16 protein-coding genes are annotated in these 22,496 nt (G+C 46.0%); 14 read left to right on the forward strand and 2 right to left on the reverse strand.

Annotation, left to right across the window (positions count from 1 at the left end):
* Positions 1-34 precede the first annotated feature (34 nt).
* Complete coding sequence (locus AC58QC_RS06030; RefSeq protein ID WP_497414290.1) at positions 35-1,012, forward strand: Gfo/Idh/MocA family protein; 978 nt, start codon at positions 35-37, stop codon at positions 1,010-1,012.
* Between the two features lie 105 nt (positions 1,013-1,117).
* On the opposite strand, the gene AC58QC_RS06035 is transcribed toward AC58QC_RS06030, so the two are convergent.
* Together AC58QC_RS06035 and AC58QC_RS06040 are read right to left on the reverse strand one after the other, a co-directional pair.
* Entirely contained in the window at positions 1,118-1,927 is an 810-nt protein-coding gene (locus tag AC58QC_RS06035) for a sugar phosphate isomerase/epimerase family protein (protein WP_497414291.1), read from the reverse strand.
* A 2-nt stretch (positions 1,928-1,929) separates the two neighbouring features.
* Positions 1,930-3,024 carry a Gfo/Idh/MocA family protein gene (locus AC58QC_RS06040; protein WP_497414292.1) on the reverse strand — a complete coding sequence of 365 codons (1,095 nt, stop codon included), beginning with the start codon at positions 3,022-3,024 and terminating at the stop codon, positions 1,930-1,932.
* Between the two features lie 127 nt (positions 3,025-3,151).
* On the opposite strand from AC58QC_RS06040, the gene AC58QC_RS06045 reads away from it, so the two are divergent.
* The 13 genes from AC58QC_RS06045 to AC58QC_RS06105 all read left to right on the forward strand — a co-directional run bounded on the left by AC58QC_RS06045 (position 3,152) and on the right by AC58QC_RS06105 (position 22,493).
* Entirely contained in the window at positions 3,152-4,006 is an 855-nt protein-coding gene (locus AC58QC_RS06045; protein WP_497414293.1) for a helix-turn-helix domain-containing protein, read from the forward strand.
* Between the two features lie 84 nt (positions 4,007-4,090).
* Positions 4,091-5,251, forward strand: coding sequence for an N-acetylglucosamine-6-phosphate deacetylase (nagA, locus tag AC58QC_RS06050; protein ID WP_497414294.1), 1,161 nt, complete (start codon positions 4,091-4,093; stop codon positions 5,249-5,251).
* A 275-nt stretch (positions 5,252-5,526) separates the two neighbouring features.
* Positions 5,527-6,879, forward strand: coding sequence for an ABC transporter substrate-binding protein (locus AC58QC_RS06055; protein ID WP_497414295.1), 1,353 nt, complete (start codon positions 5,527-5,529; stop codon positions 6,877-6,879).
* A gap of 68 nt (positions 6,880-6,947) precedes the next feature.
* The gene (locus AC58QC_RS06060) at positions 6,948-7,901 is read left to right on the forward strand and encodes a carbohydrate ABC transporter permease (protein ID WP_497414296.1); all 954 of its coding nucleotides are present in this window, start codon (positions 6,948-6,950) and stop codon (positions 7,899-7,901) included.
* Positions 7,898-8,779: a carbohydrate ABC transporter permease gene (locus AC58QC_RS06065; protein ID WP_497414297.1), complete on the forward strand. Its 882-nt coding sequence runs from the start codon at positions 7,898-7,900 to the stop codon at positions 8,777-8,779. Before AC58QC_RS06060 ends, AC58QC_RS06065 begins: the two co-directional genes overlap by 4 nt.
* An 11-nt stretch (positions 8,780-8,790) precedes the next feature.
* Complete coding sequence (locus AC58QC_RS06070; protein ID WP_497414298.1) at positions 8,791-11,514, forward strand: alpha-mannosidase; 2,724 nt, start codon at positions 8,791-8,793, stop codon at positions 11,512-11,514.
* Entirely contained in the window at positions 11,511-12,428 is a 918-nt protein-coding gene (locus AC58QC_RS06075) for a class II fructose-bisphosphate aldolase (RefSeq protein WP_497414299.1), read from the forward strand. Before AC58QC_RS06070 ends, AC58QC_RS06075 begins: the two co-directional genes overlap by 4 nt.
* A 39-nt stretch (positions 12,429-12,467) precedes the next feature.
* A complete protein-coding gene (locus AC58QC_RS06080) occupies positions 12,468-15,965 on the forward strand; it encodes a glycoside hydrolase family 38 N-terminal domain-containing protein (protein ID WP_497414300.1) in 3,498 nt (1,165 codons plus the stop codon).
* A 14-nt stretch (positions 15,966-15,979) separates the two neighbouring features.
* Positions 15,980-16,705 (forward strand): MBL fold metallo-hydrolase, encoded by a 726-nt coding sequence (locus tag AC58QC_RS06085; RefSeq protein WP_497414301.1) that lies wholly within the window; start codon positions 15,980-15,982, stop codon positions 16,703-16,705.
* Between the two features lie 50 nt (positions 16,706-16,755).
* Positions 16,756-19,191 carry an alpha-mannosidase gene (locus AC58QC_RS06090; protein WP_497414302.1) on the forward strand — a complete coding sequence of 812 codons (2,436 nt, stop codon included), beginning with the start codon at positions 16,756-16,758 and terminating at the stop codon, positions 19,189-19,191.
* 260 nt (positions 19,192-19,451) lie between these two features.
* Positions 19,452-20,258: a DeoR/GlpR family DNA-binding transcription regulator gene (locus AC58QC_RS06095; protein WP_497414303.1), complete on the forward strand. Its 807-nt coding sequence runs from the start codon at positions 19,452-19,454 to the stop codon at positions 20,256-20,258.
* A gap of 347 nt (positions 20,259-20,605) precedes the next feature.
* On the forward strand, positions 20,606-21,604 hold the full coding sequence (locus tag AC58QC_RS06100; protein ID WP_497414304.1) for a LacI family DNA-binding transcriptional regulator: 999 nt from the start codon (positions 20,606-20,608) through the stop codon (positions 21,602-21,604).
* A gap of 16 nt (positions 21,605-21,620) precedes the next feature.
* Positions 21,621-22,493, forward strand: coding sequence for a carbohydrate ABC transporter permease (locus AC58QC_RS06105; protein ID WP_497414305.1), 873 nt, complete (start codon positions 21,621-21,623; stop codon positions 22,491-22,493).
* Positions 22,494-22,496 lie beyond the last annotated feature (3 nt).

The following is a 22,496-nucleotide window of genomic DNA, read 5'->3' on the forward strand; positions in this document are numbered from 1 at the left end:
AGGAGAATCCTACATCAATGGAGGTTGAATACGCGTGGTACGTATAGCAATAGTTGGAGCAGGTTGGCAGGGACAGGGACTTTTAAGCAACCTTAGAAACATTCCTGATGCGGAGATTGTTGGCGCTTGTGACTTGAGTCCTGAAGTGCTGGCTAAGGTGAGCGCGAAGTTCACGGTTCCGGGTTTCGAGGACTTCGTTCGTATGCTGGAAGAAACAAAACCCCAAGCGGTATTAATCTGCACCCATCCGAGTGTGCGTTTACAGTTCGTAACCGAGGCAGCTCAGCGGGGCATTCACTGCTTTATCGAAAAGCCTCCGGCAAAGGACTTGGAGTCGGCCAGACAAATTCTGGATGTAATCATGAAACATGGAATTCTCAACAGCGTAGGATTTATGTTCCGATATTCCCAAGCGGTGTCTAAGGCTCGTGAACTGATTGCGGGGCGCAGTGTGGCATTAGTTCGCAGCTGTATGCTCGATGGACTGGCTGTAAGAGACGGCACGCCTCTCTGGTTTTTTGATAAAAGTCGCTCTGGAGGACCGATATTCGATCAAGCGATTCATATCTTCGATGTGTCCAGATACTTGCTAGGCGAAATCCAAGCGGTTACTGGATTCCAGGCCAATCTGACTGTTCCAAAGAGTGAAAGCTTTTCCGTTGAGGACAGTGCTGCGCTGGTCTTCCAATACAAGCACGGCGCTATTCAAAATCATAGTCATTCTTGGGCATATACCGGCTTTAAAGCTCAAATCCAGCTCATTTCAGACGAAATGGATCTGCTGATTGACATTGGAAAAGGCACCCTGCAGGGGTCCATCGGCGGTGTAGAGATAAACTTTATGGGTGAGGATACGCTATATCGCTCGGAATTGGAGATCTTTATTCAGGCGATTAAAGAGAATAATCAGGCGCTTATTCGCTCGTCCTATGAGGATAGTATCTCTTCGCTAGCTTTTGCCTTGTCGGCCGTTCAAGCATTGGAAACTGGCAACGTCGTTTCTTCATCGTAAAAATGGTCTATACATGATCAGTGAAGATAGGGAAAAAAGCTTCTAACCCCACGATGTCCTAGGGTTGGAAGCTTTTTCACTTTAACACCGACGTTTAAATCAAATTTAAGCTTTTTGAAGCAGCTCACGCAAATACTGTGTGGAGCGGGAAACGTCCTCGATCATGGAGCGTACTGGCTTGATTTCTTGAGGATGCCACAGCTCGAGGGAAAGCCAACCTTCGTAATTGATTTCTTTCACGGCGGCGATCAAATCTTGGAAGTTGATGCTGCCCTCAAGAAGATCTTCCGTCGGCCAACGGCCATTTTGATTACGTAAATGAAAATAATGAATGCGCTCCGGATAGTTGCGAACCCAAGCAATAGGGTCACAGCCAGCTGCAGATGCCCAAGCTGTATCCACGCAGAGCCCTACCGCTGGGTCGGAGTAACGAACAACGGAGTGTAGATCTCCCTCAGCATGATAGCGATCGGCGGCATGATTGTGTAGACTGACTGCTAATCCCATCGGTGCGACCAATTGCGCAATTTTGGATAAATTTTCACCTTGCCGAATAAAGTGCTCTTTCTTCTTAGGAATCGGATTCGTCCAACTCCCCCAAGGATCGGCGTTCAGCAGCAAATGTTTACCTCCCGCTGCAGCGAGTCTCTCCGCAAAGGGGAGAATTTCTTTCTCATAATTCAAGGTTTCGAAAGGCTCATGAATCTGCAAACCGAGATATGACGCCGAAACAGCTAAGCCATACTTACGAGCCAACGCCAGTTTTTCGGGCGACGCATCGATTTCGACGGCATCAAGTCCGGCCTCCGCACACTCGCGAAGCAGCACGTCCCAACTATGCGGCTGCTGTCTTCCGTCCAATTTCCAGCGTTCGGTCCAGCCGTACATATTCGAGGAATAACCAAGTATATTCATGATCAATAAGCCTCCTGATCCCGGTGTATAACGATCGTGTCTTGTTTCTCGCCAGCGGCAGCACAATCATAAATCGCTCTAATGATACGAAAATGATTGACGGCTCTGCGATTCACATTGGAGAATGAAGGTAGTCCTTTGACAGATTGGTAAAAATGAAGCAGCGGATGATCGAAAATGGTTGTAGGCAGACGTGGAGGCGTTTCCGCCTGTTCTTCTACCAGCTTGCCTTCCTGATCGAATCTCTGATAAACGCCTTGGCGGGAATCGAACGGTGTCCAGCTGACGGATCCGCGTGTGCCTTCGATTTCGGCTTTCACATATTCCTTTCCATGTGTGCATGATGCGCGTTCATACTGGATATGGACGGATGGAAGTCCATCGCGATGGAAGATCATGGTCGCGCCAACATGGGTTTCAACATCGAACGGACTTTCCACGGGATCAACTGCTGTTTCTGGCTTTGCGACCCAAGCCGAGACAATATCGATTGCTGATGGATCTAACACATCCACTAACGTGGACATATCGTAAGGCCCCCAATCCATCAAGACGCCTCCACCACTCTTGCTTGCATCGAGAAACCATGAACTCTCTGGCTGGTACTCGAGGCCCGAACGGCTGCGTTCCCACTTGTTCACAAAGGTCATGTGGTAAATATCGCCAAGTTGGCCTGAGCGTACGATTTGCTTGGTAGCTTCCATGTGATGCATACCCTTGAACCGAACACTGCAGCAGCCGAATAGTCTCGACTGACTTTCCGCTGTGGCAAGCATTAGTTCAGCTTCCTCCATGTTCATAGCAAGCGGCTTCTCGCAAAGTACGTGGCGCCCCGAGTTCAAGGCTGCAATTGCCAGATGAACATGTGCAAAAGGCGGTGTCCCTACGATAACAACATCGTCATTGCGTGGGGGCTCCGCTTCCAACATGACTTTGGCATCAGGATAGGTTAATACGTCAGGAAATTTCTCCAAAAAAGCTTTTAATGCTTTTGGGTTCGGATCAGCAACCCGTATTTCTACTGGTTCTGGAAGTTTAGCTGCTGCTTCTGCGTGCGTACGGCTGATGACGCCTGCACCAATCAAATAAATTCTCATACATAGTCACCTCGTAAATAAGATTGATTTAAATCTAGCATATCAGTCTGTTAGGATTCTCATCCGAGATGAAGATAAACTTGTCATTTTGTCCGTTAATTCGCAGATTAGGAAACGGAGGTCTATGATGTACGTCGAAAAGCTAAGTCTTAGCCGATCATTTGCGTTTTGCCGCGTAAAGGGGTCTTCTGAACCTCATGAACTGCATGTCCACGACTGCTTGGAGGTCGGTGTGATGCTGGAGGAGGAAATGGAGTATAAGTTCGGTGATCGTACGTATCGAGGCAAGCCTGGGGATGTGTTCTTGTGCAGACCATTCGAACCGCATTGGAGCTTTGCACTCCCTGGGAAACAATTTGAATCAATTCTTGTGTTGTTCGTCCCTTCTGTACTAAGACAACTTCCTGATGGAAACCGCTTATTAATCCCTTTTTATGCACAACAAAATATGCCTCCTTTGATCCCGGCGCACACCACGTATGCACAGAATATTCGACGAGCCGCCGAACGGGCAACGGAAGCACAAGAAAAACAAAGCGATTCTTGGATGACCAGGCAATTTATGCATTTGACTGAAATTTTGTTAGAGATCGAACAATATGCTGTGGACTTCCGCAAAGGTGAGCAAATAAGCAATCCACGCGCTTCCATCGCGGAATCAATTGGTTTCTTGCTAGATAACTATAAAGAAGCGTTGGATACGGATGTGTTAATCCGCAATTCTGGTATGGGTAAAACCTCTTTTTTTGAGCAATTTGGTACGCTGACGGGCCAAACGCCGAATGAATTCGTGAACCTGCTTCGTGTTCAGAGTGCGATTGATTTGCTGCGCACGTCAGAGCTTTCCATGATTGAAGTATCGGAATCCAGCGGGTTTCAGTCATTAAGCACATTCAATAAACAATTCAAGCGGCAAGTTGGCACTTCTCCTCGTGAATATCGAAACCACATGCAGCGGGCTATGGTTGTAAAGACAATATGAGCATATGCATAGAGCAATCCTTGACAGGAGGATAGTAGACTCTTGTATACTGAACCTACATTTTAGTAGACGGAGGAACTTGCCTTGCAACCATCAAAATGGATTACTAATGTTCGTATCGTTGTTGAAACAGGGATCATCGAATCTGGTTCTGTACGCATAGAGAATGATAGAATTACTGCTATTGTAGAGGGGGTACCTGCTTATGAGGAGGGACACGAGATTCTCGACGGTGAAGGAAAGCTGCTTATCCCTGGTATGATTGACGTACACATTCATGGAGCAAAAGGGTATGACATGATGGACGGCAGTCTTCGAAGTATCGAAGTCGTATCGGAAACGTGTGCTGCGACGGGCTGTACCTCGTTCTTAGCTACCTCGGTAAGCTCGAATTTGGAGGATTTGCTGAACATGATCGACAATGTGAAGCAAGCAGCAGGGAACGTTCACGGTGCGTCGATCGTAGGTATTCACACGGAAGGACCGTATTTAAATGCAAAACGAAAAGGGATGCAGAATGAAGCCTTTCTTCGTCATCCAGATTTATTGGAAATGGAGCGTGTTGTGGAGCAAGCAGGCTCATTATTGAAAATGGTGACAGTCGCCCCCGAGCTCCCCGGAGGAATGGAGCTTGTCTCTTATTTACGAGAGTGTGGAATTATCGTGGCGATTGCACATTCAGATGCTACCTATGAAGAAGCGACAGAGGCCTTTAGGCTTGGTGCAAGCCATATCACGCATTGCTTCAATGGCATGCGTCCGATTCACCATAGAGACCCTGGTCTTGTAGTTGCTGCCTTTGAACAGCCGCATGTTAGCTTGCAAGCGATTGTGGATCACGTACATCTGCATCCTGCGATAATTCGGCTGATGCACAAGATCAAAGGTGCGGATGGGATGGTACTCATCACAGATGCTCTTCATGCAATGGGGCTCGGCGATGGAGATTATCAGTTTGGAGGACATCCAGTGAAGGTTGTGAGCGGCGTAGCCCAACTACAGGACGGAACTCTAGCTTCGAGCACAGTAACGATGAATCAAGCTTTGAAAAATACCGTAGAGCTTGGCATCTCCTTGCATGATGCTGTTACAATGGCAACGAAAACACCAGCAGATTTGCTTGGCCTTCCACAGAAAGGGAGAATCGCAGTTGATGCGGATGCTGACTTGGTCTTGTTGGACGAACATTTCCAAGTTGAATGGACGATGATCGGCGGCAAGATTTTTGGCGAGACTAGCAAATAGAGAAAAAACGAGAAATCTTCCCATCATTTGATGCGGAAGATTTTTTTATTGGTGGCATTTCACATACGAAAATGTGGGTTTATGAGGTTTGTTTTGCAAAACACCACATGAAACATTTGTAAGCGCTTGAAAAATGGTTGACAATGTGGATTTTGCGAGTATTATATAGATATAGGCTTCAAGAAACCACATTGTAAACGCTTTAAAATGTGGGATTGTTATTCCGCGATGTGGCATTGCTTGTCTAACCATTTTATTAGGGGGAATGAAACCGTATGAAGAGAGCGAATAAATCCATGATGGTTGTACTCAGCACGGCGCTCACTACAGGCTTAGTATTGACTGCTTGCAGCAGTAACAATACGGCAAGTCCGAGTGCATCTGCTGGAACGGCTACCAGCCCGGCTGCAAGTACTGCAGTAGAGAAACCGAAAGGTAAAGTAACGCTGGATTTTTGGACTCATTGGGGTTCCACAACACGCCGTCCTATTATTGAAAAAATTATTAGTGATTTTAATGCCTCTCAGGACCGCATTGTCGTGAAACATACTTTCTTACCTTATGGAGATGGTTGGACGAAAGAACTAGCAGCCATTGCTGCAGGGAATCCGCCAGATGTCATCATTCACGATATTAGCCAAGTTGCTCAACGCGCAAGCAAAAAGCAAGTAATGAACCTTACGCCATATCTGGCGAAAGATAACATTAAGGATCGATTCTTCCCGCACTTATTAAATGCGATGCAATACAAAAATGAAGTGTACGCGCTTCCATTTGTCACAGATACTCGCGTATTGTTCTATAACAAAGCAATCTTTAAAGAAGCGGGTCTCGATCCGGAAAAACCGCCAAAAACATGGGCGGAATTGGAAGAGTACTCCAAGAAAATCGATAAAATTAACAATGGTAAAATTGAGCGCTTAGGCTTCCATCCTCGCATTGCAGGTGGGCAAGATATGTTCTTGAACAACGCCGATGGCGGAAGACCTTGGCTGGATGACAAAGGGATTTATATCAATTCACCTAACCGAATTGCTGCCTTAGAATGGTTTAACAGCTGGGATACCCGGTTAGGCAAAAAAGAAGTAGATGCCTTCAAAGCTGGCTTCGGCAGTAAAACGAACGATCCACTCATTGCTGGCAAGTTAGCGATGAAAATTGATGCAGGAACGTTCTGGACGCAAATTCGTGACTTTGCACCGAAGAAAGAAGACTTTGGTGTCGCAGCAATGCCTGAATACAAAGCAGGCAGCGGCAACTGGAGTAACGGCGGAGGCTTTACGATTGAAATTCCGTTTGGCGCTAAGCATCCAGATGAAAGCTGGGAGTTCTTGAAATTCATGACAGATGTTGATGCACAGAAATATTGGGCACAATTCAACTTCGATAATGTATCCAATATTAAAGCATCCAATGATCCAGAGTTGATCAAGGATCCGATCTATAAGTTTACGGTAGATAACTTGAAATCAACGGTGCTGGGAACTGTTCCAGTTACGGCTCCTGATTTCCTCAACTTGGTAAATCCACAAATTGATGATGCGATTTTAGGTAAACAAACACCGAAAGAGGCTTTAGATAAAGCTCAGAAAGCGGTCGAAGATTTGGTTAAATCGAATACAAAATAAGCGTTAGAGATAAGGGTGGAGGCGTAGTGTATTACTGCTCCACCCTTTTAATATAAGGAGGGAAACAAGTGAATCCTCAATTGATGGAAAGTACCCAACCGAAAAAAATAAAAAAGTGGTCATTAGATAAAAAAGAAGCACTGCAAGGATACAGCTTCGTTGCTCCATGGTTCATCGGCTTTCTCATTTTCACTGCTGGTCCGCTATTGTTCTCTTTATACGCCAGCTTTACGAACTATGACATCACTTCGCGCATGGATTATATCGGGTTCGATAACTATAAACGCATGTTTACCGAAGATCCGTTATTCTGGAAATCGCTCCGCAATACTCTGTATTATGTTGCACTTGCCGTTCCTTTAACCACGATGGGCTCTGTCATTCTTGCCGTTTTTTTAAATGTGAAAATTCCCGGTATGCGATGGTTTCGGACGATTTACTATCTGCCAACCGTTTTGTCCGGTGTAGCTGTTTATATGTTATGGATGATGCTGCTTAATCCCGAATCAGGTCTCATTAATACGGTTCTTGGCTGGATTGGCATCGAAGGACCTGCTTGGCTGTCGGATCCTGCATGGACGAAAAATGCGATTGTGATGATGAAAATGTGGGCTGTCGGCGGTGGGATGCTGCTGTTTCTAGCAGCGCTGCAAGGGGTTTCCGATCATCTGTATGAAGCCGCTGAGATTGATGGTGCTTCTAAAATCCGCAAGCTATGGCATATTACCGTGCCGATGATTACACCCGTAATTTTCTTTGATGTTATAACTAGTCTAATTGGCGGCTTTCAAATTTTCCAGGAAGGCTACGTGATGGCCGATGATCCTGGTGCGCCTGGTTCTCCATCGAACTCGCTTTTATTTTACAATCTGCATATGTTCCTGAAAGCTTTCAAAATATTCGATATGGGGTACGCCATGGCTATGGCCTGGTTCCTCTTCGTAATCGCCATTATTGTTACCGTGATTAATATGGTGCTGTCCAAATATTGGGTTCACTATGAAGGAGGAGATTCGCGATGACGGTTGCTGCAACAGTTACTAAGAAATCGTATCATCAAAGCCGCCGTACGAAGGAAAGAATCTCTAAGTGGGTCGTCACCCTGATTCTAATTGCAGGCAGCTTGTCTTTTCTTATGCCATTTTGGTGGATGATTCAAACCTCGTTGAAATCACTTTCGGAAGTTGTTTCGTATCCGCCAACCTGGTTTCCTCAGAAATTCGTTTGGTCCAATTACAAAGAGGCGTGGAACGCGGGTCATTTTGCCAGATATTCTGCGAATTCGTTGATCATTGCAACCGTGGCCGTATTTGCTCACGTCATTTCAAACTCTTTCATCGCTTACGGGTTTGCTAAAATTCGGTTTCCAGGGAAAGGGTTTCTCTTTTCCATTATTCTGGGAACGATGATCATTCCTGGATTCGTAACACTGATTCCTCAATACATTTTGTTTTCCAAATTACACTGGGTAGGTACATATTTACCACTCGTTATCCCAGGTTTCTTTGGAAGTGCATTTCATATTTTCCTAATCCGTCAATTTTATTTGGGGATTCCAAATGATCTCGTTGAAGCTGCCAAAATCGACGGCGCAAGCCATCTATACATTTGGCGTTCAATTATGCTTCCTCTGGCCAAGCCTGCACTTGCGACAGTTGCAATTGGGACATTCACTGGGGCGTGGAATGATTTCCTTGGACCGCTTTTATATGTAAACGATGAAGCGAAGTACACCTTACAGATTGGTTTACAAGCCTTCAAGGTCAGCTCAGGCACAAGCCAATGGCATTTATTGATGGCAGGTTCCGTTATGGTGATGATTCCGGTTATCGCAATCTTCTTTATTTTCCAACGATATTTTATTGAAGGTATGAACATCAGTGCTGGTACGAAAGGGTAGGAGGAAATAGCTTGGATCGTAAATATCGCGTTTTTGTGTACCATCACACCCATTGGGATCGGGAATGGTGGGCGACGATGCAGGATTTCCGCATCCGTTTAGTGGAGCTTATCGATGAACTGCTGGATATACTTGATAAAGATCCCGAGTTTTGCTGCTTCTTACTGGATGGTCAAACGATTGTATTGAAGGACTATTTGGAGATTCGGCCAGAAAATCAAGCGCGTTTGCTGCAATTCATTCATGAAAACCGTATCCAATGCGGTCCGTGGTACATTTTGCCCGATGAGTTTCTTGTCAGCGCTGAGGCACATGTACGCAATCTGATGTTGGGGAATCGGATGTCCGAAAAGCTTGGTTTTACGAATTTGGATGTTGGCTATATCCCGGATACCTTTGGTCATATCTCGCAAATGCCGCAGATCCTGCAAGGCTTTGGCATCGATAATGCGATGGTTTGGCGAGGGCTGGGTGGACCATCTCCCGATTTTAAACAAGAGTTTCTTTGGGAAGCGCCAGATGGCACGCAAGTGTTCACATATTGGTTCCCAGATGGCTATTATATGGTGGATTTTCTCCACTTCGATAATCCGAAGAAGACATATGAAGAAACGTATGGCAGAGTCCGAAAATCGATTGAACGCTGGACAACAAGGGCTACTACAGATTGCTTGTTAATGCCATATGGCGGTGATCATAGACTTATCGATGCACGATTGCCCCGATTAATGAAGCAGGTTCAAAAGGATTTGCAGGAAGTGGCGGAGCTGCACTGGGGAACAACCAAGGACTTCATGGAGGCTGTCCGTGCACAAAATCCTTCTTTGGACGTCATCAAAGGGGAGCTTCGGCATTTTGGCGCAGAGCTGCCTCATGTATTACCTGGTGTTCTGTCTGCCCGGATGTACCTAAAACGGCATAATTTCATTGGACAGCTGGCCATGGAACGCTACGCAGAGCCATTCTCAGCGTTAGCCTGGTTGCATGGGCGTAAGTATGAAGCGGCACTCCTATGGACAGCTTGGGAGCTTCTTGTTCAGAATCACCCCCATGATAGCATCTGCGGGTGCAGTATCGATGAGGTCCATCGGGAGATGCTCCCTCGCTTCGCTCAATCCAAGCAGATCGCTGACATTTTGACGGAGAAGAGCGTTCAGCACATCAACAAACTTATTGATACAAGTGAGTTGCCGGAGGATGCCTTCGCGATTGTTATTCATAACTCACTCTGTTGGGCGCGGAGTGATGCCGCTACAGTTTGGATCGAACGCAAGTTTGCCGTTCACCCTAAAACGCATGTGCTTGTGGACTCCGATGGACTTGAGGTTCCGTTTCAAGTGAAGGCTGTCAGCGGCATGAAGCCGATGACAGATAAACATTTCTATACGGAAATCTGTTTTGCTGCAAAAGACATTCCAGGCCTTGGATATAAGACGTATGCACTACGAAAAAGAGAGACAGCTTGCGATCCTAAACAGGTATATGTCAATACGCTGCAGCCAGCTGCCAAGATCAAGGGCAGTGAAGCCAAATCTGACTTGCAAATTAGTAACAACACGATAGAGAACGAATTTCTGCGTGTGGAGGTTCATGCACAGAACGGTACATTGCGAATCACGGACAAACGAAACGACCGCATTTATGATGGTTTAGGCGCATTTGAAAGTGGTGGAGACGCGGGGGACACGTACAACTACGGGGCTCCATTAATCGATCAAGTGTTGCGTACGACGGAACATCACGTTAAGGTGCATGTTTCGGCATCGGAAACCGGATACGCAAAAGTCACCCTTCAAGTGGACATCAGTTGGTCCTTACCTAGAAGGCTTAGCGATGATCGGTTAAGCAGAACAGCATCGTACACAGATTACCTCATAACGAATTATGTGTCCTTAACTGCGGGTTCCGAAAGAGTGGATGTACGAACGGTTTGGAACAATCAGGCGGAAGACCATCGCTTGAGGGTACTATTCTCGCTAGGAGAGAAGTTCAAGTTCTCGCATGCGGAAAGCCATTTCGATGTGGTGGAAAGAGAAGCAGCTGTATTGGACGCGGGTAATGGATGGCCAGAAACGTACGTGCCGCAGAAGCCACAGCAAGGCTTTGTCAGTGTAAAAGGTAGCGATAAAGGACTGACAGTCGCCAATAAAGGGCTGACTGAGTATGAAATGCTGGACGATGAGCAAGGGACATTGGCGATTACCCTTCTGAGGGCTGTGGGCTGGTTATCTCGCGAGGATACCCTGATTAGACACGGCGGAGCAGGACCCGAAACACCTGTACCTGACGCTCAAAGTTTGGGGATGAATGAAGCGGAGTATGCCATTTTTGTCCATCGGGAAGATTGGCTGGAAGCTAAGATCAGTACCAAGGTACATGAATATTTAACTGCAAGCTACGGCTCTGTCACAGATAAGCATGATGGCGTTTTAGAGCAAACTGGCGGTTGGCTGGAGCTCAAAGGCGATCATACACTCATGCTTAGCGCTTGTAAAAAATCCGAAAAAAACGATGCGCTCATTGTGCGCTTCTGGAATACGTCGAAGGCAGCTACCACTGCCAGCGTGCATCTGAAGATCAAGCCTCAGCAGGTTCGTTACGTAAAATTAAATGAACAGCCGATGGATCGAGGAAACCTAATCATAGATGCCGACGGTACGTTCACCGTGCAAGCCAAAGGTGCAGAAATTATTACACTTGAAATTTATTTCACGATGAAGGAGAGATTGATATGACAGCAGGAATTAGACCAAAGAACGTCCTAACGCTCAAACAAGCCTTGGAGGTAGCTGAGAAATTTGGCTTCGCTATTGGCTCGTTTTCACCCAGATATACACCGATGATAACAGCCGTGTTACGGGCTGCAGAGAAGATGAAATCACCAGCTATTGTACAAATCTCTCATAAAGAATTGGTTCGATACGGCATTACACCGAAGGAATTCGCGGATGAGTTTTATGAAAAAGTGATTGCGGAAAATATCACCGTGCCGTTGGTCTTGCATCTCGATCATACGAAGGAATTGGCGACGATTGCTGAAGCGATCGATGCTGGTTTCACTTCGGTCATGATTGATGCTTCTGAGAAAAATTTGGAAGAAAATATTGCCATCTCCAAGGAAGTTGCGGACTATGCACGCGCGAAAGGTGTATCGGTTGAAGCGGAGCTTGGCATGATTGGTACAACGGATTTTGTAGAAACGGATAAAGATGAAGAGTTGTATACGGACCCACAGGAAGCGCATCGCTTCGTTAATGAAACCCAAATTGATGCCCTGGCCGTTTCCTGTGGAACCGCTCATGGCGTCTACATGGTGAGACAGCCTAAGATCGATGTCGAACGATTGCAAGCGATTCGTTCACTTACACCTGTACATCTCGTCTTGCATGGTGGATCCGGTGTGCCGGCTGACATGATGGCTGGAGCGATTCGCCTTCCAGGCGGCGGTGTAAGTAAAGTGAATATCGCAACTGATCTTGAGCTTGCTTTCTTGGGCGCTTTGGGACGTGAAGAAAGGTTGACTAATGCAGAATGCAAAGCGTTGGAATCTTCACTTTTGGAAAAAGGGCGAGCAGCTGTAGAAGACACAGTCATTGATAAAATGAGTCATTTCTTGGGAAGTAAGGATCAAGATGAGCATTTTGTTTAAGGCAGAAAAGTTTTATACAACTAAGGAGCGGGAGCTTTAATGACAAAGAAAGTGATATGGAGCATCGGTTCGACACAAAGCGGTGCAGGTGATCTTTTTGATAATTTTAAAGATCCCAATCGTCTTGGCGACATCGTATGGGATGCCGAGGCCAAATGCAGTTCAACGCAGGGTACGAAATGGCCGATGTTCCATCCCAGTGAGGCAGACCCCGATGGGGGCTATAGGCTGCATCCCTATACGATCCAGTTTAGCTTAGAAGATGAGCTCGCACTGAATTATGTATTAACCATTGACTATTTAGTCATCGCACCAAGAGCTTCCCATCTGGAAATCATCGTCAATGGCGTCTCAGGTCTTGCCTTTGTTCGTCCTACACCGTCCCAATCTGGAGAAATTGCGCTGCAGTCGGGACTTCATACGACGATCTATTCCGATGGCCGCATCGACATCATCGTTCCTGGCAACCTGTTGAGGCAGGGAAAGAATAAAATCGAACTTATCTGCCATGACGGTGGTGAAATTCTGGTCATCGAACGGGTTGAAGCCATGAAGCGATTAGACCGAATGGCGAATGGGGCGGGATTACTCTATCAGAAGCTTGCTTTTTCTCCATGCAGCAGCCGTATTGAATCGGTATTGAATCAGATGGTTATTCAATCCTCTGTGATGTATCGGTCTTTGCCCTCGGGTGAGCTCGTCAATGCATGCCACTTCTATGTGGAACTGGCCGCAAGCGTTACGGAAGGTAGTCTTCGGTTGCGAATCAGCGGATCGAATCGGGAGGAAGAACATCATTTTACACTTCCAGCAACTGCGCTAGGGCACCTTCATTTCACGTTTGATTGCTTTGATGGGGAAGGTCCCGTCGCTTACATGTTGGAGGGTACCATCGATGGGCAGTTTGTAAGTCAAGAGGGCAGCTTTTCCCGTAAAAGAAAGTGGAACGTGTATATTTCCCCTCACGCGCATACAGATATTGGCTATACGCACCGCCAGTGGGAGGTCGCTGAGCGGTTATGCCGCAATGTGGACACCGCGTTGGATATTATTGAGCAGGAAGCTGGATCATCTGAACCAGCCTTCACTTATCATATCGATTCTGGCTGGGCGTTGGAGACGTACTTCGCGACCCGAGATGATCGAAGAAAGATACAGTTCTTCCAAGCATTGCAAGAAGGGAAAATCAGCCTGGCTGGCAACTATGTCGACTTGTTAACGCAATTGGCGGGGCTGGAAGATTTGATTCGCAATCATGAATTTGTTCATGATTTGCTTCATCCAGCAGGGATGAGACCGAAGGTGAACGCCGTTGTGGATGTAGCGTCCTTAACGAGCTCATTACCTGCGATTATGGCAGGCAGCGGCATTCCTTATCTGATTCATGCGAACAATCAGGATCGTGGGCCATTTCGATTGAATGGCGGGCTGCATAAGCTGTCCCCTTTTTATTGGGAAGGACCGCAAGGTGGCCGAGTGCTCTGTTGGTTGGCCAAAATGTATTGTGAATTGCGTAAAGTATGTGGAAGTCCGCCATTGGTAACCTCCGCTGAACGCGGCCTTGATATGTGGCTGCAAGAATATGAACGTGAAGATTACGCGCCTGATGCCGTTCTACTATATGGACAGGAAGCAGACAATACAGATCTGGATCCGCAACCCGTTGACTTTGTCAAACAATGGAATCGTGAATATGCTTATCCGAAATTGATCGCGAGTGACATTACGGAATTTTTCGACTATGTGGAAAATGGCTTCGCCGACAGTCTGCACACGGTAAAAGGTGACGGTGGCGCTTATTGGGAGGATGGTGCTGGATCTTCAATTGTACCTACCATCCAGACTAGGAAATCACAAGCGATGCTTCCTGCCGCCGAAAGACTGGAGTCACTCGCAGTTATTCACACGGAAGGGTGGGCATATCCGTTAAAGCAGTATGATGAAGCATGGCGGGAGATATTGCTTTATGATGAGCATACCTGGGGCGCCTTCTTAAGCGGGCCGGAGCCAGAAGCACTGCTTCAGCAGGATCAATGGTCCGTTAAAAAGCACATGGCTGATAATGCGTATCAATGGGCCAGCCATTTACTTCATACTTCAGCAACTAGACACAGTTTGAGTTGGAATAATAATGGTCGTGAGGTTGTCGTGTACAATCCACACAGCTGGTCTTTCAGCGGGAAGATTCAAGTAGAAATTGCAGCGGATGAGATCGTCCTGCATCCCGTTACGTTGAAGGAAATTCCTATGCGAGCTATTCAAGTTCTTGCCTCGCAAGCAGTTGTTGAGTTATGGGTGGATGAGCTTCCAGGACTCAGCTATCAGCGGTTTCTTTTGCAAGTGAAAGAGACTTCTAATCATGCTGGAAATTCAGCTTTTCATGGTAGACCTGACAGTTCAGCTGCGTTGGCGGGACTTTATTGCATGGAAAATGACACATACCGGATCATGATCGATTTGGATCGTGGATGTGTCGCGAGTTGGTTGGATAAGGAACTAGATCTAGAGCTTGCAGATGATGCCAGTCCATGGGGCTTTGGACAACTGCTGTATGCGGAAGGCGGGGAAGGTACTCGATTGATGAGTAACCAAGCTGATTTACCAGATGGTAACCCGCAAGTACGAACCGATTTCAAGCTGGTCGATGTGAAATCGGAATCGTTCCCTTTTGGACAGTCCGTCAAGCTGAGGGGCATTGTGCCCTATGGCGAATTGGAGTTGGCATGGACCCTATACCATGCAACGAAGCAAATTGAAGTCAGCTACAGCTATACCAAAGAAGAGCGACTGAATAAGGAAGCGGTCTATATCGCATTTCCTTGCAAGCTGCCAGATGCACAGGTCCTTTCGGATTCGCAGCTCGGCTGGATCGATTGGGACAAGGACCAGCTTCCAGGCGGCTGTAAAGAATGGCTGCCACTGCAAACAGGCATCATCGTGCAGAAGGAGCATGCCGCCGTACACATCGCTTCTCCCGATATTCCCTTATTCTGCGTAGGTCATATCGTGCAAGGGAAATGGCCCAAAGAGATGAAGCTGAGCGGGGGAACGGTATTCTCTTATGTGTTGAATAATTATTGGCATACCAACTATAAAGGGTCGCAAGGCGGAACAATTCGTTTCCGCTATGTCCTATCCAGTGCTAGGCAGCAACACGCTGATCAAGCTTTCCGAGCTGGTTGGCAAGCAAGGCAAGGGATGTATGCACAGCGGATGAGCTTTCAAGATTTCCGTCAGACGGCTGAACCTTACACTTGTGAGACAGGTGGGACCCTGGCACGGCTAGATACCAATCAAGCGGTCATTACGGCTTGGAAGCAGGCAAGGCGAGCTGATGGATATATCGTTAGGCTACAGGAAATTGCAGGCTGTGAGCAAGCGCCGAATCTATCCATTCCAGGCAAACGGATTGCGAGAGCGTGGCTCACGGATCTGCTTGAAAATGAACAAAGAGAATTAATGCTAGAGGTAGACGGTTCCATTCGAATCCCCGTTCAACCCTGGGGGTTAGCTACGGTACGGATGGAAATGGCATAAAGGAGGAGTCCAAATTGTCAAAAGCAGTCAAACTTGCTGAAGATTTCTACGTCATTGCCGGCGATAAACTGACTCATCCGTGGGATGCAAGCGCGTATTTACTTACAGGAAGCGAGCCAATCCTGATTGATTGTGGTAGTTCTGAAGGCTACCCCGCACTGAAGCGAAACCTAATAGAGCTGGGAGTGCAACCGCAAGATATTACGAAAGTGATAGCCACGCATGGTCATTGGGATCATGTGGCTGGATTTGCGCAGCTAGCCGAGGAAAGCCATGCGGAGCTGTGGATTCACGAAAACGATCGCGAGCAAGTGGAGCAAGGCGATTACGATCGCACGGCTGCCTTTCTATATGGAAAGCCCTTTCCCGCTGTACAGGTCCACAGAACGTTGAACGATGGGGAAATCTTGCAAGTAGGCAGGTTCACATTGGAAGTGATTCATACCCCTGGTCATTCTCCAGGGAGTGTATCCCTGCTGTTAACAGATGGCAAACACAGAGTACTCATAGCCGGAGATACGATGTGGGGCGGCTATCATCCAAGGGTAGGTTCCGATATGGCCGCGTGGGAGCACTCCATGGATAAGTTGTTGACCTATGATTTTGACTTAATGACCTTCGGTCATTTGCCGCCGACACTGGTCTATGATGCAAAGAAGAAAGTAGCTGAAGCACGCAAACAGTTAGGGGTATATTTTAACCCTTGGTTTAAGCCGATGTGTGAATCCTTCCAGTATTAACTCGCTTGTTCGAATGAATTAACTACGTATATAAAAGGTAGGGAGAACCTATGAAACATAAGAAACTTTACATGATTGGTAATGCCCATCTGGACCCGGTATGGCTTTGGCAGTGGCAGGAAGGCTTTCAAGAAACGAAAGCAACTTTTCGTTCTGCACTGGATCGCATGAAGGAATATGACGATTTTATTTTCACTTCCAGTTCTGCTGCGAACTATGAGTGGGTTGAAAATAATGATCGCAAAATGTTTGAAGAGATCAAGGAACGCGTCCGCGAAGGCAGATGGCAAATCGTCGGAGGTTGGTGGATCCAACCCGACTGTAACATTCCTGGCGGGGAATCGTTTGTCCGTCAAGGCTTATATGGTCAGCGGTATTTCAAAGAGAAATTGGGCGTAACCGCGAAGGTTGGTTATAACGTCGACAGCTTCGGACATCACGGCATGCTGCCGCAAATTTTGCTCAAAAGCGGAATGCCTTATTATATTTTTATGCGTCCCATGCCGAATGAAAAAGGCTTGCCAGGACGATTGTTCCATTGGGAATCCGATGATGGCAGCCGCGTCATGACGTATCGGATTCCATTCGAATACTGCACATGGGGAAAAGACTTGGAAAAGCACGTACGCCGCTGTATGGAAGAGTTGAAAGATCCGTTTGGCAACTTGATGGTCTTCTATGGGGTTGGTAATCATGGTGGAGGTCCGACCAAGGAAAATATCAACAGCATCAAGCGGATGAACGAACTGCCAGAATTTCCGACGATGGAAATGGCGGCTCCGAATGAATTTTTCGCTGACATGGAAACATTGGATCTACCCATCCCGGTCGTTCACGATGATCTTCAGCATCATGCTAGCGGTTGTTATGCGGTACATTCGGGCATTAAGCATTGGAACCGCCAAGCAGAGAATACACTCCTTGCAGCGGAGAAATGGTCATCATTAGCTGACATCATCACGGGGCAACCCTATCCAGCAGACTATCACCGCGCTTGGAAAAATGTCCTCTTCAATCAATTCCATGATATCCTCGCTGGAACGAGTCTGGAATCGGCTTATGAGGATGCGCGGAACATGCATGGTGAGGCCATGACCATTGCAGAACGTGGATTGAATTATGCAATTCAATCACTCTCTTGGAATATCGGCATTGAACAGGAAGAGGGAATGAAGCCGATTGTTGTATTCAATCCTCATTCTTGGGACAGCCGGGTGAATGTGGAGCTTGAAGTTGGCGGTATTAAGGATACGACCATCGTGTTGGATGAAACAGGCAAACAAGTGCCATTCCAACTGGTACAATCGCAAGCAACGGCTGGCGGACGATTCCGGCTAAGTTTCATCGCAGAGTTGCCTTCGTTGGGTTACCGCGTGTATAAGGTAAAAACAGCGTCCCTGGAACCTAAGCTAGCTGTACAACCAATTAAGGCGAATGACTATGCTTTAGAAAACGACCGACTTCGCTTGGAGTTTGATCCGAAGACAGGCTTCATTTCCAGCTTATTTGATAAGAAAGTACAATATGAAGTATTCCGTGGACCTGCAGCGAGACCTGTTGTTATTGAAGATAAGTCAGACACCTGGAGTCATAATGTATTTCATTTTAATAATAAAATTGGCGATTTCATCGCAACAAGCGTCCAACGCGTGGAACATGGGCCGATTAAGTCCGTCATCCGAGTCACTAGCGAATATGGCACCTCGAAAATCGTACAAGATTTTACGCTTTTCAAAGAATTGGACTATATCGATGTCAAAGTGACGGTAGACTGGCGCGAGCAGTTTAAAATGTTGAAATTGGTATTCCCGATTAATTTGATATTTACCAAACAAACGTACGAAATTCCTTATGGTTTTAAGGAAAGAGAACACAATGGCGAAGAAGAGCCGGGTCAAAGCTGGGTTGATTATGGCGGTATTTTAAGGGATGGAGGCGATCATAGCGGAACATCTTACGGTGTATCGTTAATCAATGATGCCAAATACAGCTACAGTATTATGAATAAAGAGTTGGCGATGACGGTGCTTCGCAGCCCGATTTATGCCCACCATGATCCTGTTGTACCTGAATCTCATGGTCACTATTCATTCATTGATCAAGGGATTCAGTCGTTTACGTACAGATTGCTGCCGCATCAAGGAAGTTGGGAACAGGCAGCTACTATCAAGCATGCGCTGGAGTTGAATCAACGTCCGACAACGATCATCGAGTCTTATCATGAAGGCGAGCTTCCGCAAATGGATTCTTATTTGAACGTAGATAAGGATAATATCATTGTCAGCGTAGTGAAAAAGGCCGAAGAAGGCAACGATTTAATTATTCGTGCCTATGAGACAACAAGAGAAACGACGGATGCTATCATTCGTTTACCACGTATGGATCGAGAGATTTCTGCTCGCTTTGGACCATGTGAAATTAAGACTTTCCGAGTTCCTGTTGATCCGAGCCTTCCGATAACAGAGACGGATCTAATCGAGTGGTAAGGCTTTGGAGCCTCTTGGAACAGTCCGATTCTGCACTTATTTTAATATAACAGCCTGATAATCGTATTATTTAGAGGTGTTGAAAGGTTGTCTATTGACAACCTTTCAAAGAAAAGCGATATTAGAATTTGCATAATAGGTGAATAATTCTAATACAATCAGAGGTTTTTTTCTCCATTGTGAAACCCCCAATCAGAAATCCCTTTCTGATTCGGAAACTAATAGGTGAAAAGGTATTCGAGGATTAGAGGGGGATTGGCATGATTGCCATACATCGTAGGACCAAAATAAAAGAATTGCTCTTCCAGGAGCGTAGTGTCAAGGTAGCTGATTTGGTGAAAGAATTCAGTGTCTCCGAAGAAACGATTCGACGCGATTTGAATCTATTGGAGCAAGAAGGAATCATTCAAAAAAATTATGGTGGCGCTATTCTGGTGGATGAACTGCAAAATAATGCTCAACTCATTCCTCCTGTCGAACAACGGAGATTTCAATTTTACGAGGAGAAGGATGCCATAGGGAAAATGGCCGCCTCTCTGGTGGAAGGCGAACAAATTGTCATTCTGGACTCCGGCTCAACCACTTGGTGTGTGGCTCGATACCTACGTAATGTACCGAATTTAATGGTTGTTACGAACGGGTTGAATGTGGCAGAGGAAAGTAGTCAAAATGAAGACGCTTCTGTTTTTGTGATCGGTGGAAAGCTAATAAAGAAATCAATGAGCCTTGTGGGGCCTCAGGCCGAACTTGAGCTGCAAAAATATAATGCTGATTTTTCTTTTTTGGGCGCCTCTGGGATTTCCAAACGCAAAGGATTTACAAGTTCTGATCTCTATGAAGCCGAAGTAAAGCGGGCTATGATCGCAGCGGGGCAGAAAATTGTTATCGTAGCAGATCACAGTAAATTTGAGCGGCAGGGATTGATTTCATTTTCGAGCTTTCAAGATGTTGATATCCTAGTAACCAGTGACTTGGTTGAGCAGAGTTTGCTTGACGAGATTAGTCAATTAGGTGTTGAAGTGATGGTGTGCCCGGTTAAGCATCTCCTTCAAGATGAAGACGAATAAGAAATTAAGGAAAATTGATCTTTTTCGGGAGCAAAAGTGCATTCCGAAGGATTCAATTTTCTTTTTTTTCATCGATTTAGGAATAAGGAAAATTGTGCGTTGACAATCTCGGCTGTAAGCGATAACATATAGAAATAAGAACTTACAGAAATCATTTTGGGAACGGTCCCAAAATTCAATTTAATACGATAAACCGCAAGTCCTTTTTTTTGAATGAAAATTGGGAACGTTCCCAATAATAAGGGAATGACCCTTATAGCTTACGAAGCAATTGTAAGTACGTAAAATTGGGAACGTTCCCATTATTGGGAATAGACGATACATAAGATTAATTAAGGAGGCAGAAGATGGGGCCTACAATACATGATGTCGCTAGAGTAGCAAATACATCTAAGAGCACGGTTTCACGCTATTTAAATGGTCAGAAGGTAAAGAAAGACACGCAAGAGGCGTTAGAGAGAGCCATACAATCACTTAATTATCATCGCAATGAAAATGCTAGAAGATTAGTGATGAGTCGAACGAATACGATTGGCATCGTTGTCGACAACATCTCAAACATATTTTACTCGGGTATTATACGAGGGATCGAAGCTGTTGCGAATCGAAAAGGATACAATTGCATTTTTTATAGCGGCACATCGAATTCTAAGCACGAAGCTTCCTTTCTCCATCTGCTATATGAAGGTCACGTTGACGGGATTATCCTGCTAAGCTTCCAAAAAAGAGATCAGCAGGAGTTGGAACGCATGATCGAGGTACCGTATCCGCTGGCATTAATTGGAGATCATGGAGAATTGGATGGATTATTCTCGGTGGATATCGACAATGCAGCCGGGGTTTCGGAATTGGTGGCCTATTTACATGGATTAGGACACCGCCGCGTTGCTTATATTTCGGGTCCTGCTCATATGGGGCCGATCAAATATCGGTTGAAGGGCTTGCAACAAACGATGAGCGCTTTACACATGGAATGCAGGCCGGAGTGGATTGTGAACTCTGATTGGAGCAATCAAGGCGGCTATGAAGCCATGAAGGAGTTGCTGCTACATGAAGGATTCACAGCAGTCATTGCTTCCAGTGACGAAACGGCGATTGGTGCACTTCGTGCGATTCAGGAATCAGGTCGTCAAGTTCCAGATCAGATGTCCATCGTCGGGTTTGACGATATTACGTTGTCAAGCTGGGTGTCGCCCAAACTGACAACCGTTCGCCAGCCGCTGCAAGAGGTAGGGATGAAGGCAGCAGAGGGGTTGTTTGCCCAAATCGAAGGAGAAGACGTTGAACGAACATCACATTTGTACAAACCGACACTGATGATACGTCAATCTTGTACCACACTTTAGAAAAGGGTTGTGAGCGATGATTTCTAAAATCAATAAGTCGAATTACGGCTATCTATTTATTGCACCATTTTTTATTGGATTTGGCATCTTCGGATTGATCCCGATTTTATATACGTTCTATTTAAGTTTTACGAAATGGGATGGATTTTCAGATCCGATTTATATCGGATTCGCGAATTACACGCGGCTTTTGCATGATACGTACTTCTATCAAACGATAGGGAACACCATGATCATTTGGATCATGTCGATTGTCCCACAGCTCATCATAGCACTCGTGCTCGCGATTGTATTGAATGAGAAATGGATTCGCGGTAAACATTTTTTTCGAGCTGTGTATTATTTTCCGCATATTATTACGCCGATTACGCTGGGTGTCATGTTCAGTTTAATGTTCGATTGGCAAACAGGTTCGGTGAATAAAGTGCTGATGGATTTGGGTATTGTCAGCGAGCCTGTGAATTGGTTTAGCAGTCCTTGGTGGTCACGTACAATAGTATCTGGTGTCATTTGCTGGCAATATTTCGGATTCAATTTAATCGTATTTATCGCTGGTTTACAGTCTATATCGGAAGAAGTATATGAAGCGGCTAAGATTGATGGCGCGAGCAAATGGAAAAGCACTTTGTTTATTACGCTGCCCCTACTGCGTCCAGTCTTGTTATTTACGTTCATTACGTCCGTAATCGGCGGGTTGCAGTTATTTGATGCACCATTAATGCTGGGTAGCGGTCCGGATAATACGACACGAACAATGGTCATGTATTTATATGAGACAGCGTTCAAAAATTTCAATTACAGCTACGGAGCGACAGTCGCATATGGGATTTTCGTGGTTGTCATGATCTTGACGGCAATTACAGCGAAAGCTTCAAAGTTAAATGAGTAGGAG

This window comes from Paenibacillus sp. J22P51 (assembly GCF_059692215.1).